Genomic DNA, 13,033 nt, shown 5'->3' on the forward strand with positions numbered 1-13,033 from the left:
ACTCTTTCGGGTTGAGTTGGGATTTGCCGTCACGGGAATGTCCCGCGTGACCAACCGAAGTCGGCGGAGCTTCGAGAGGTACGACCCGAGTGCGTTCGAGTCGATACCAGCGAAGTTTGCGATCTCGTTCGCCTCGCGCTTCCCCGTCGCAATTGCACGGAGGACTGTATAGTAAGTCTGCGGCTCTCGAATCCCGAACTCCGTCCGTAGGAGGAACTCTGGCTCGTTGTTGAGGACTCCGTGTTCGGAGAGGACGTGTGTCTGGATATTGTCGACGAGTGATTTCGACGGTGTGAGCGCACGGAGGTAGTACGGTGTCCCACCGAAGACACTCCAGGTCTCGATAACCGTTTCCGGGTCTTCGTCTGGGTAGAGTTCTCGTGCATCGTTCAATTTGAGCGGGGGGAGGTCGATTGTCCCCGTACGACGACCATAGAGGGGGCTCCCACCACCGAGGACTTTCTCTTCCATGACACTAATCGACGACCCAACAAGGACCAGAGACATCTCTGTCTCCTCAAGATGGAGATCCCATACACGCTGAATCTTCGACGGAAGGGCGTCGTCCGACTCAATTAGATACGGGAACTCGTCGATGACGACCACCGCATCCTGCCTCCCGAGCGTTTTGAGTAGCGTCTCCCAATCTCGCTTGATATCTTCGACCACTGGGTACTCCTCACGGGCAGCTTCGACGAAACTCGAGAGTTGTACTTCTGGTGTCTCCTCCGTTGCCTGCCAGTACACTGCGTCGTCTCGGTCACGGATGGCCTCCCGAACGAGTGCACTCTTTCCGAGTCGGCGTCGACCGTATACGACGAGCAACTCCGCCGTGTTGCGGTCGAACCGCGACGTTAACAGTTCTAATTCGTCGTCGCGGTCGACGAATCGCGGCTGCTTCATGGGCTGTCTTGGCTAGTGTGAGAGATAGTAGTTCCGGTTATCTAAATTGTGATTTTACTAATTTCGATTTTACTAATCGTCTTGCACTTCTGCGTTCTTGAGTACCAGAGCGGTCCTTCCAGCAAAGGTTGTGGCTGCGCGCGCAACTCCGCAGGAGTGAGCACGGAGCGGTGGGTGGGGAGGTGGGGCCGGGCCTGGAGGAGTCGTAAAAAGAGAAACCGAGTAGGTCGCTTACTCAGTCCACCACGCCTCACGCTCCGGGAAATGAATAGTACTCCACCCGGTGACGGCCACCGAAACACGTCCACCGTACCAGCTCTTTGCGACGTTCCGCATTGTCACCCGCTCGCCTTCCCTGACCAATGTCTTGCGGCTTTTAACCCAAGTCGTGAATTTAGTCACTCCAGTTTCATCCTCGATGAGTCCCACTTGCTGAATCGCCGGATTCGTCGACTCCCAAAGTTGCGTCACAGTGCCACGGATAGACACCTCTCGACGACGAACCTCACTGACCGCCGCAATCGGAATCACCCGTCCAGGAGCACGTTGCATCTGTTCGAACACACCGACCACCGCGCTCATCATCGACTTCCCATCTACGACCTCTTCGGCCAACCGCCGACTAATCGCTGCTCTCGACCACCCATCGAGTTTCGTCTGTAACCGGGCTGCCTCACGGTTCACTTCGCCCAACTTTTCTCTCGATAATTGCTCACGTGGATCTGCTTCTTCGGGGTCTGCCCATCGGTTCACACACCCTGCGCGTTTTTTGAACTCCCACGTTGCCTCAACGCTCATCTGTTCCGCCACAGTCGCCGTCCGTGCTTCCCGACTCGACGACTGCCGTCTGTCCCACCGTTCACGCGTTTGCTCGATTTCCCACTCACGCGCAGCCATCCGCTCTTCTTCCGCGAGGGTCAGTCCCCGTCCCTGAGTTTGAAAATTGTTCAGGTCAACCTTGGCTTGAATTTCGAGTTCAACCGTGGGTCGGAGTTCAGGCGTCTCGTCAACCACGTCGTCGCCGATTGCTCGGGAGTGTTCGTAGTGCGAAACTTCATTACCGATTTGCTTCTTAGTACTCATTGTAGATCACAAAGGCGCCTACTCAGCGTCTTCTTCCGACACCACGACTCTCCAGCCGCAGCTCTCTCACATCGATCTCAACCAACTCATTCTGCGCACGCCTTTCGCGCCTTCACGAGCGCCCGCAGGGCGCGGAAGGCGTGCGCTCGACGATGGAACACCAGCCAGCACCGCGCGACCGCACTGCCCAAAGCGAGCGGCCAGCACACAAGCCGGTTTCGCGTCCGACGACCGAGTCTGTGAGGGTGTCGTGACCGACAGCGCGCTTGGTGCTGGCGCACCGGGAAGGTGCGAGTGAAGCGAGCGCGACTGTAAGGAGTAGCTCGTCGCGAACGACGAGCGTAGCGAGTCGTGAGCACGGAGGGCACAGGGGCGGCGAGCGGGGCGTGCCGTGACGACGGTCAGATAACCAACCGAGATATATTACGCAGGAACGTGAACTACCACTATGCCCCAATCAGATGACTCCGCTGTCGAAACAATCGACATCGAGGGGATCAGAGAATACCTCGCTCAAACGGAGGTCATCTTCGCAGTTCTGTTCGGGTCACATGCAAGAGGGACAGCTGACGAATCATCGGATGTCGATGTTGCACTCCGTTTTCCTGATGAGATGTCTGAGGTTGAACGGTTCCGTCAACGCAACCGTATCGATGCTGACTTGCAATCGTACGCCGAGGGGTTCGTCGACGTGAGCGATATTGAATCATTGCCAACTCACGTTGCCCATGCTGCCCTCCGAGATGGTGTTCGTATAGTTGGCGACGAGAAAGAGGTGAATGCCTATAAGAAACGTGTCGACACGGAATACGACGCAAGTGCGAGTGAGCGAGAACAAGAACGCAGAGATTTCATTGACCGGCTTGCTCGTGGAGACGTCTAAATGGTGACGAGGACATCGTCGTTGACAAGCTCAGGTACATCAACGAGTACACGAACGATTTGAAGCAGATCCGTGGGATGACCAAAACGGAGTATGTTGAAGACGTCATCGTCCAACGGGCTGTTGAGCGGACGTTCATGAATCTCATCCAATCCTGTATTGACCTCGCCCAGCATATCCGTGCTTCAGAGGGACTCTCTCCTAGCGGGACATCAAAGAACGAGATTGAGTCTCTCGGGAATGCAGAGATAATTTCAGGCGGTGTGCAAGAGCAAATGGAAGAAGCAGTTGGGTTTCGGAATATCCTCGCCCACCGGTACGGTGATGTAAATCACGATGTCGTCTATTCTGTTTTGCACAACGACCTGCACTGGTTCGACCAATTGCAGCAGGAGATTGCACAGTGGTTCCAGCAACGATACTAATTCAGTCGCGGTGACTACTCACCCGAGTCGTGAGCACGGAGGGTACAGGACGGCGAGCGGGGCGTGCCGGAACAAAGAGCCTGTTCAACCGGGGGCAACGCTCACAGACACAGCGGACATCCTAGTGAACTCAAAAAAGAGACATTATTCGTATTTTCTGGCGAATTTCCAAACAATTGGTGAGTTTGATGACCAAATCTATTTATAGTAGTTGTTGGCAGTCTTAGAACGCTAATGACGCGTCCAAATGCGGATATTCCAGAGGGGGTTCACGGGAGTATGAAAGAGCTCGGCAAGATGTACGGAATCTCGACCGAAGAGGCCTATATTTTAGCTGCCAAAGTGCTGTTGAATCTCGAGTCAGGGATCGAGTACAATCCGGATGGTGAGCTCGTCGATACGTTCCTCGAGAAGCACGCTAAGAAATGAAAAAGAGACAGAAATCTATCTAACTTTATTACACGGAGGTTCACAGTGTCTTCGGCACCAATGAGGACCGTGAGGTGCTCAGAATACCAGTCAGTCCAAACGACTGAGTTCACCTCGGCGTTCTCGCTGCATGACACTACCAGCAAAGAACCGAAGTTTCTCGACGAGTTCTGCCTCTGTCTCGTACGTTTCTACCCGCAGGTCCCACCGTACTCGTGCTGACCGGATCATCGCACTTGTCACGTTGTCCTCGTGGACGAAGGTTAACCGGCCACCATGCGTTTCTGAAAGTGCTTCGAGGATACTCCCCGCTTCTTCTCCGACACCGAAGTTGTGCCCGAGAAACGGGAGCACAAACGCAGTCGCGTTACTACACCTCGTGTACTCGATACTCTGGGTTGCCGCATCGATGTCGTCAACGTCGATATCGACGTCGAGTGCCAGAAACGCGTTTATTCCCGGTGTCACTCGGAGTTCACCCTGCATCCGTCGCAACAGTGCCTGCGCGTCATCGATCTCGTCCTTACTCTGGAAGAGGCGACGCAGCGGTCCTGGAAGGTCTTCGATGTCGAACTCTCGACGCTCCTCTTCGCTGAGTACGTAGTTGAGATTAAACGACTTGTACGGACCCATCAGATAGAAGAGAAACCGGTCATATCTCACATGGCCTAACCGTTCGACGATTAAGTCGCGTGAGATGTCCACAGCCATACGCGAGTATACCATCATAAGTATTTAAAAACAAGTGTTTTTGGAAAGTCTCGGCTTGAGAAAGCCTAAGAGCCACTCACCCGTACTCTCGAGTAAGATGGCGACGAATTCCGGACATACGGTCGACAACGGGGTCCCAGAGGATCCAGAGGACCTCCTCCCAGAAGACAGCGTCCTCACGCTTGACGAGTACCTCGCGATGCACGCTGCAGTCGGACACCGGACTCGCTACGAGATTCTCTACCGACTCGTCCACAGAGGGGATATGAGTCCCAAAGAACTCGAAGGCGTACTCGATATCGACGACAGCACCTTGCACTACCACCTCAACAAACTCGTTGACGTTGGCCTCGTTGAGAAACGTCAGCGTACCGAACGAGGACAAGATGGGTTGTACACGTACTACCGAGCGACCGTCTTCGGTGAAGTGACACTCACTGAGGGTGTTGATGAGTTGATCCGCGGCGAACAAGAATTTGAAGAGATGTACGACAGTTCGTCCGGAATTTGAATCAGTATCGATGGGCCTCAGAACCTTGTGGTCTTGTTCCCGTCATTGAGTTATTGCCAAATCAACTTCCATTCTGAGGTCGTGGCTGTGCGCACAGCTCGAAGACGTGAGCACGGAGGGAACTGGGCGGCGAGCGGGGCGTACCCTGTTATGCAGTCGATTATATTATCTCGTGCATGACGTAAACTGATAAATGAGTTCTTCAGATGAGATATATGTGCAATAGCTGCGAACGGACGAGTATGACTGACGATGGTCCGGCGACGTTCGACGCATCTGAGCAATGGCGAACGAACCGGACGACCTTCCAACGTGTCTACGACGTCCTCGTTGGAACGGATGATCCGGCGTCTGCACAGCAGTTTGCAGAGTGGGCAGACTGCTCCGAGAATGGGGCTCGGCAAGCACTCCAACAGTTGACCGAGATGGGCATTGCAGACAAGACCGACACGCGGCCTGCAACCTACAAACGCAACGCCTCGTACCTCCGATGGAAACGAGTCGAACAACTCGCCCGTGAAAACAGCCCGAGCGACCTCCGGACACGCGTTGAGGAACTCATCGAAGAGGACCAGGGCTTCCAAGCAAAATACGGCGTCCCAGAGCCGGACGCCGTGGTCACGACGGAAGATGCGGTAGATGACCACGAGGAGCTTCACCAGCAGTGGGAGGACCTCTCCGAGTGGCGAACCATCCGTCGCGACATTCAGGTTCTCCAGCAAGCAGTGCACCGTGCAGAATCGATGCGAGACGAACGAGCCCGAGTCTGACCCGTGGCGGAACGGACAGAAGGCCCAAGCGGCCCACTCGATATCCCGACGCTCAATGTGTTGGCACAGCGGGCAGTGACTCACCCACTCATCACCGAGTGGCAATTTCGACCAGACTCGCTCAGTTCGCGTGTCCTCGAACTTCGAATCGACCCAGCTCAGTACTCAGGGTGGATTAGTGATGTCCGACTCGATATTCGGTGGTTCGACGGTGTGGCGTATTCGTTCCACTACCTGGAGACGATGCCGAGCAAAACGTGGCAGTGCCGATGGGACCGACACCCAAAGCCACACGCTCCGACCGCTCATTTTCATCCTCCACTAGATGCAAGTGGCCTCGTTGAGCCATCACCGATCGAAGATGAGCACCATCTAGCCGTTCTCTTTGCTGTTCTCGATTGGATCGAAGAGCGAGTCCAGAACCATCACAACAGGTAGGGCAGATTCTTCAATTCAATGGGAGCTATCACCCAATGATGTAATTATATCTGGTTTTATCGCTGAACACACGAAGATAGAAGGAACTATGCCCGCAGAACTGGAGAGAAATTCATTATTCCGTCCACGACCGACCGAACTTTCATTCACCTGTCGCCGACCGCTGATACGTTCACTCCTTCGACCGTCACCGCACAGTTCACCCGATTGCATTACCTCTTAGAATCGAAGCAACATACGTCCACACTCGAATGGTTGCTCGTCACCGATGGGTCGCCGTCAGGAACAATCGACTACACACTCAGCGTCGACACCGAACTCGCACCAGCTATCGAAGCGTGGTGTCGAGAACTCGTTCCGAACTCGTTCGAAATCACAACCTCGAACACAGACCCACTCTCACGACTCTCGCCTGCCGAACCAGACGCCGACCCAGACGACGAGGCCCTCGAACCATATTCACCACCACAATATCGTGCAGTCGAGTTCGTAGGCGTTACAGACCGACGCGAAGACTGGCAAACCACGCTCACTCCCTACGACGAATTCACCGACATACACACTCGGCTTCCACTCGCAACCGTGGTGAGTACACTTGCGGGCTCATCCGTTCCGATGGCGGTCCAGATACTTGTCACACCATACGAGGACTGGCGACATCACGCACTCGACCGGCAGAATCGACTCAAACAGGGTCGTGACACGGCCTTCCAGCGATTCTTCGAAGACTGGATTATGTCCACAGACCCCGAAAAGAACGCCTCTGATCCCGTGGTCCGTTCTCGAATCGACGCAATCGACGAGAAAGACGCCCAACACTCGTTCGCGGTCACTGCCCGTGCAGTTGCGACCACGACCGACCCGAATGCGCAATTTCCCGTACTCACTCCAGTGGCGACTGCGTTCTCGCATCTTAATGGCGACCATTACCGAGTCGAGGGGCGGACATATCAAGGCGACCACGCCGAATCAGTTTTCGAATCGCTGCAAAACCGAGCCTCAGTCGAGCCCGAACACTCGAAACTCACTGCGAGACTCCCGTGGACCGAAAACGCCAGTCGGGCTCTCGTCATGGATGGGCGAGAACTCCCCTTGCTGTGTCTGTTAGACGCAGCAGCACTCCCGACCGATGCCCAGCGTGCGCTGGCACCCACACCAGCAGACGAACACGGGCTTCCACGCCCACCACGTGACAGACTCGAACGATATCGAACACAGGGGTTCACTCTCGGTCATGCACAGACGGCCGACGGTGATGCCGAACCCGTCCCCGTCTCACTCCCGCCTGAGCTCCAACCACTCCACATGGGTATCTTCGGCCGCACTGGGTCAGGGAAATCCTCGAGTGGCATCACGGCAATTCTCGATAATCACGAGGCAACCGATGGCGCTGATATCCTCATCGAACCGAAGGGTGACGGGATGGCTGGCGATTACCTCCGAGCACATTACGCGAAGTACGGCACACTCGACAACGTCTATTATTTCGATTGCACGGAGGCGCTCCCTGCGCTGTCGTTTTTCGATATCCGTGACCAGCTCGATGCAGGTATCGACCGGACTACGGCCGTCGAAGACGTCATCGACCACTACGTCGATATCCTCATCGGCATCATGGGGCGCGAGCGTTTCGAGCAGGCTGTTCGCTCGCCAGACATCATCCGCTATGTTCTCAAAGCGATGTTCGACCCGGTCCATGGGTCGAATTCGTTCACGCACCGCGAGTTCCAGACGGCAGTCGCCAGATTACACGAGACACGCGACCCGCCGCCGGTCGTCGACGAAGACCTTCAGGCGATGCTCGCAGGCGTCGCCGCCAACTCGAAGCGTTCGTTCGACGAGCTCATGCAAGGCGTTGCGAATCGTATCGAGAAGGTTCCCATCGACGCACGACTCGCACAACTGTTCAATCACGTCCCTGACGAAGACAGTGATGACCCACAGTTCGACCTTCGGACACTCATCGACGAAGACGCGGTCATCATCATCGATACGGGTGGCTTGCGGCCGGCTTCACAACGCGTCATCACCCTCGTGATTCTCTCTGCGCTCTGGACGGCGCTTCGTCGCCGAACGCAGCAGGCAGACAACGATACAGACCTCCCACTCGTCAATCTCTATCTCGAAGAAGCCTCCCAGTTATCCACCTCTTCGCTGCTCTCGGAACTCCTTGCCCAGTCACGCTCCTTCGGCCTCTCGATCACGCTATCAATGCAGTTTCCCGCACAACTCAGAGAAGCCAACCCAGAGGCGTATCGCGAAGTGCTGAACAACGTTTCGACGATCGTTACAGGGAACGTTGCAGTCGACCCACAGTTTAGTCGACGGTTTGCGACGACTGAATTACCCGCAACTGAAGTCCAAAACCGACTGCGTGCGCTCCGTCGTGGACAGTGGCTCACAACGCTCCCCGCTGGATTCGGAGAGCCAGAACCACAGCCGTTCGTCCTCCAGAGTCCACCCCTCCCTGCAGGGCACCCAGAGAGTGATAATCCATTTTCGCCGGCTCGCGAGACGGCGTACGCGGCAGCATTCGACCTGCTTACTGCACGGTCGTCACAGGCATACGGAATCGACGTCTCGAGTATTGGCAGTCGCTCGAAGCCGCAGCGAACACACGCTCAGACACAGACGCCGATCGGCCATCGCGAATCGTCTCCGCTTGCTGATTCGCCGAACGCCTCTGACCACACGAGTGCGTCTGGCTCGTCACACCCATCGTCGCCAACGCCATCAGATGACCCATACCCAGAGCGCAATGCACCCGCGCCTGATGCTCGTATCAACTCTGCACTCCCCTACACGTCACGACTCCCGCCGATGGTCGTATACGACCCCGAAGTCCACGCCGTCGTCTGTAACGAATGCTCGACCCGATACGACCCAGCACTGACGGGCATCAAAAACGCTGTCGAGTGCTGTCACAGCCTCGATGACGTCGACCGCGACGATATCCCAATCTCACACCTGCCGCTCAAACTCTCGCCTGTCGAACGCGGCAGTAGCGCCTTCACCGACGCACAACTTCGATTCCTCCAAGCAGTGTACTCTGCACACCAACGTCGTTTCAACCCTGAATACGAATACGACCTCTTGTACGACAGTATGGTTCGCCTCCAGGAGTACACAGGTGTCTCCCCCAAGGAAGTCCAAGAACTCGTTGATGGGGGCTCGTTGGCGAAAGACTGCACGTATCCACACAAACTCTACACGGTGACGCCGAAAGGCCGCCGTGCAATTGCTGTTCGCCACCGCGAGGGCGTCGCCCACGGCCATGGTCGTGGCGACCTAAGTGAGTCGAGTCTCCACGTCGTCATGGTCGAACTCGGCCGGCGCTATCTCGAAGACGAGTTCGTCGACAGCGAGGACTCTGCTGCTGTTGAGGCTGTCTCGTACTACGAGCACGATGGCTCGCGTCTCGATGCCGTGTGTCTCGACGAGAATGGCGAGATTGTCGTCACACTCGAAGCCGAGCGAGCGAATCACGACATCCTCACGGCGGTCCCAGAAGATTACGATAAGATGGCTGCTTGCGAGCCCGAAGCTGCCATCTGGGTCGTCAAGAACCGAAGTGATGCACACGAGGTCCTGCGCGCGCTGAACGAACCCAACGAGGGACATCCACGCGTCGAAAAGACCTACAGTTCGAACTCGCCGCCGTCGTCGTTCCGGATTCACCAGCCCGGATTTACAGAGATGCGCACACTCCAGGAGTTGCAATAATAAGACACTCACCAACCTCTGTCGAGAACTCTTCTGAAATCAGGTGGGGCTGAAAAGGGTCGTGAGTGGATCTCAAAAAGGTATCCAGAGCTATTTGGCCAGTGATTTCAAACCAACTTAGTCACCAAGAACTATGGTGATAGAACTGCTTTGATTGAATAGTGGTGATTCAATGAGTTCGACTGACGAGCCAAGCAGCGAAGAGTACGGTGAAGCAACGATCAACGAGCGAGGGCGCTTGACAATTCCAAAGTCACTCCGTGACGAACTCCATCTCGAAGATGGGACGACGTTCAGGGTGATTCGAGAAGGGAGTGATATTAGGCTTGTTCGGCAACTGCCTGAATTACATACCCTCTCGTCTGGGAAGTCTACAGAGGAGTGGCAAGAAAATGCGTTCCGAGATGCGGGAGAAGCAACGTTCGGAGGGCGGTGACGTGCGGGTCCTTCCGGATCTCAATGCGCTTTCTATCCAGTTAATTGATGACCACCCTGGGCATGCGTATGTTGCAGACCACCTCGTCCCCGCGCTTCAAGGTCAACACACCCTGTTGATGTTTGGCTACCTCCCGCTCCGCGTTCAGTGGGTTCTCGAAGACCTTGGTTTCTCGACGGTTGACGCACGCAACGCTATCAGCTCGCTATTGCAATACCCCATGGAGTCTGTCGACGTGACACCCAAGACGATTCTCCATGCCTACGAGATTAGCGCAGAGAAAAACCACGATGTCTACGACTGTTTTTACATCGCACTCGCTCGTGAGGCCAATGCTGATGCCCTCGTGACCACTGACCGAGATTTCGAAGCACTGTGTAAAGACGAGTCATTTGAATACACGAATCCAGTTCCCGACGACGTGCTTTCAGAGTTCCACGCTGTCAAAAACTAAAATCGGAACTCACACAGGGTGGGACTGAAAGGGGCCGCGGCGAGCGCGACGGCGGCCGACCGTCACGAGACCGCAGGTCTCGTGAGCCCACCAGACCGCTTGCGGTCTGGGGATGGTAGCACCGCAGGCCGGAGGCCAAGGAGCACACGGAGGCCCCCGAGTGGTCGCCGCGGGGGCTTTCGAAGAGACTGGTTGTGCTCCATGATCTCGAAGCGCCAACAACGAGAACCCGGTCAGATCGTATCTGCATTCCACAGCACCTCCTCGATGCATGACGACTTCGAGAGATACAATCTGGGAAGTGAGATTCACACAGTCCGAAGCTGAATGGCTCGGTGACTGAAGACGGTTTGCGAGAAAGGAGAAGATAACCAAGCGAGGATGAGTCCGCCCCACGTGCCGCCTCACTATACGACAGGCGTGTGTTCGTACGACCCATCCGAGCGAACGATGTAGTACCCAGCTGGACCGCCATCGACGCCGCCTGGATAGTATGAACTGTACGGCATGTACACGACCTCACCAGTCGATTCCTGTGTGCAGGTCTCATACGAGAGGATTGCTTCTTCCCACTCGCGGCCGAGATAGTCCATCGATGCTGAACGCTGTTGGTACACATCCATAATGTCGGCACCATAATCGGGGGCGTTCGTGACTGGAGAGAGTATCCCCTGTCCGGGCTGGCTGGCGACGACGCGGATGTACGACTGCACGACAGCCGTGATGGCCGCAAGCGCGTCCCACTCTGGGAGCGTTATCTCGCGCATCCATATCATGCCAGAGTGGTACGGCCGAGGCTGCGGATAGCCAATCGAGTAGTTCGCGACGGCAGCGGTCATGACGCCGTGCATGGGTTCGATTCCATAGGTTGCTTCGTAGTCGAACGAGTGGAGTTCCCACGTCGTACCGGTTGCGTCAGTCTCCGTTCCCAGCGCTCGCGACTGCCCCCACGAGAGGATTCTGAAGCTACTGTATTGCTGGATTGCACCAACGTACTCGTCTACGAAGCTTGCTGGAGTGTGATTTCCGAGGCCGAAGGGGGGATAGCCGAATCCAACGTGTGCATTGTACGCTTCGATCTCCGCGTCGTAGTTCCCGTAGATGTCAATTCCACGCGAGCTCGCATCACCGAGAAGCCACCCCTCCGGGACGACGTACTCCCACGTCGTACGGCCGCCAGTGGCGTCTGTCCCTTCGTAGAGTGCCCGAACGAGCGGGCGGCCGGGACGACGCATGTACGAGGCACCAATCGAGAGGATAGCTTCTCTGAGCGCTCCCCAATCTGTGTCGGGTGCCCAGCCTCCCGAAAGCACGTACTGAGGCCCATCAGTGTGTGCTTGGAGTTCACCTGTAAGTGCGACCCCGTCGAGAGAGCCAGTGAGCTGTGACTCACTACTAGTGAGTTGTCCGCCGCGGGCTTCGAACCCACTTGCAAGGTCGGAGACGAATGCAGCAACAGCTTGATCTGGAGTACCATCTGATGGCAGGGCGATGGGGTACGCGAATGCAACAGTCGTGTCGTCGTCTGCGACAGGTTTGACGGCGATGATGCCTCCGTCGTACTCGATGTGCCAGCCATCGGGTTTCCCGATACTGAACCCCAGATACTCGTCGACGAACGCCGGGAACCCAACGTCTGCTGTCATCCCTGCTTCAGAGTGGTCTGGCACCTGTGAGAACGCCTGTTCGTGAGTCGCTATGTGCTGGGCCACGTTCGTCGTCGACGTGGACTGCCCGCTGATGCAACCTGCGAGACCCATGACTGCGAGAGCCGATACGCCACTCATGAGCCGCCTTCGTGTCATCAAATTCGAATGTCCTAAAGCACTCATAATATTGACACGTGTGCAAAATCGATAAATTGGATAAGTGATTCTCGACTGACGAGAAGCAATCAATTTTCTCGTCTGTCTGTCGATTGTGGAAAGTAGCTTTGAGAAAATATATCGTTTCTAGTATATGTATAATACACAGAACGTACGGGGAACGCTACCGTTTGAGCCACCCGAACAACGACCATCCACCATCGTCTTCATCTTCCATCTCATCCACCCGCGCTTCCAGTTCACGCCGTCGTTCGCGTTCGGTTTCCAATTCGGCTTGTAATCGTTCGTTCTCCGCGAGTACTGATTCGAGGTGTGTCTGGAGGTCTTTGAGTCGCTCGAGGTTCCCGTCGTCTTGCGAGGCCGCACTGGTCACGTTCGTCTCACGTTCTGTAGCGGTCGCTTCCGTGCCGTCGTGTCTCGTGTGCTCGTCTTCACGATTTT

At 55.8% G+C, this 13,033-nt stretch carries 12 protein-coding genes and 1 pseudogene; 8 read left to right on the top strand and 5 right to left on the bottom strand.

The window, feature by feature from the left end; all coding sequences use genetic code 11:
- Both AUR66_RS11895 and AUR66_RS11900 read right to left on the bottom strand, forming a co-directional pair.
- Positions 1-903: AAA family ATPase (locus tag AUR66_RS11895; protein ID WP_058572589.1), on the bottom strand; the 903-nt coding region annotated here is incomplete at its 3' end.
- 231 nt (positions 904-1,134) lie between these two features.
- Complete coding sequence (locus AUR66_RS11900; protein ID WP_058572590.1) at positions 1,135-1,986, bottom strand: hypothetical protein; 852 nt, start codon at positions 1,984-1,986, stop codon at positions 1,135-1,137.
- A gap of 448 nt (positions 1,987-2,434) precedes the next feature.
- Between AUR66_RS11900 and mntA the strand changes: the two genes are divergently transcribed.
- From mntA to AUR66_RS21255, 3 genes are all read left to right on the top strand, one after another.
- On the top strand, positions 2,435-2,869 hold the full coding sequence (gene mntA / locus AUR66_RS11905; protein WP_058572591.1) for a type VII toxin-antitoxin system MntA family adenylyltransferase antitoxin: 435 nt from the start codon (positions 2,435-2,437) through the stop codon (positions 2,867-2,869).
- A gap of 38 nt (positions 2,870-2,907) precedes the next feature.
- The gene (gene hepT, locus AUR66_RS11910) at positions 2,908-3,294 is read left to right on the top strand and encodes a type VII toxin-antitoxin system HepT family RNase toxin (RefSeq protein ID WP_269432581.1); all 387 of its coding nucleotides are present in this window, start codon (positions 2,908-2,910) and stop codon (positions 3,292-3,294) included.
- A gap of 234 nt (positions 3,295-3,528) precedes the next feature.
- Complete coding sequence (locus tag AUR66_RS21255) at positions 3,529-3,723, top strand: hypothetical protein (RefSeq protein ID WP_157533089.1); 195 nt, start codon at positions 3,529-3,531, stop codon at positions 3,721-3,723.
- Positions 3,724-3,813: 90 nt separating this feature from the next.
- Here the strand turns inward: AUR66_RS21255 and AUR66_RS11915 are convergent, their stop codons facing one another.
- Entirely contained in the window at positions 3,814-4,434 is a 621-nt protein-coding gene (locus AUR66_RS11915) for a DUF7509 family protein (protein WP_058572597.1), read from the bottom strand.
- 97 nt (positions 4,435-4,531) lie between these two features.
- On the opposite strand from AUR66_RS11915, the gene AUR66_RS11920 reads away from it, so the two are divergent.
- From AUR66_RS11920 to AUR66_RS11935, 5 genes are all read left to right on the top strand, one after another.
- Positions 4,532-4,945: an ArsR/SmtB family transcription factor gene (locus AUR66_RS11920; RefSeq protein WP_058572593.1), complete on the top strand. Its 414-nt coding sequence runs from the start codon at positions 4,532-4,534 to the stop codon at positions 4,943-4,945.
- Positions 4,946-5,187: 242 nt separating this feature from the next.
- Positions 5,188-5,715: a DUF7342 family protein gene (locus AUR66_RS11925; protein ID WP_058572594.1), complete on the top strand. Its 528-nt coding sequence runs from the start codon at positions 5,188-5,190 to the stop codon at positions 5,713-5,715.
- A 645-nt stretch (positions 5,716-6,360) separates the two neighbouring features.
- On the top strand, positions 6,361-9,876 hold the full coding sequence (locus tag AUR66_RS11930; RefSeq protein ID WP_058572595.1) for a TraM recognition domain-containing protein: 3,516 nt from the start codon (positions 6,361-6,363) through the stop codon (positions 9,874-9,876).
- Positions 9,877-10,048: 172 nt separating this feature from the next.
- On the top strand, positions 10,049-10,312 hold the full coding sequence (locus AUR66_RS23275; RefSeq protein WP_082682192.1) for an AbrB/MazE/SpoVT family DNA-binding domain-containing protein: 264 nt from the start codon (positions 10,049-10,051) through the stop codon (positions 10,310-10,312).
- Entirely contained in the window at positions 10,269-10,766 is a 498-nt protein-coding gene (locus AUR66_RS11935) for a type II toxin-antitoxin system VapC family toxin (RefSeq protein WP_231727867.1), read from the top strand. Before AUR66_RS23275 ends, AUR66_RS11935 begins: the two co-directional genes overlap by 44 nt.
- A gap of 407 nt (positions 10,767-11,173) precedes the next feature.
- On the opposite strand, the gene AUR66_RS11940 is transcribed toward AUR66_RS11935, so the two are convergent.
- Positions 11,174-12,553: a hypothetical protein gene (locus AUR66_RS11940; RefSeq protein ID WP_058572596.1), complete on the bottom strand. Its 1,380-nt coding sequence runs from the start codon at positions 12,551-12,553 to the stop codon at positions 11,174-11,176.
- Between the two features lie 202 nt (positions 12,554-12,755).
- Positions 12,756-13,033 (bottom strand): annotated as a pseudogene (locus AUR66_RS11945) (hypothetical protein); the annotation flags it as partial.

The organism is Haloferax profundi, assembly GCF_001469865.1.
GTDB classification, from domain to species: Archaea; Halobacteriota; Halobacteria; order Halobacteriales; family Haloferacaceae; genus Haloferax; species Haloferax profundi.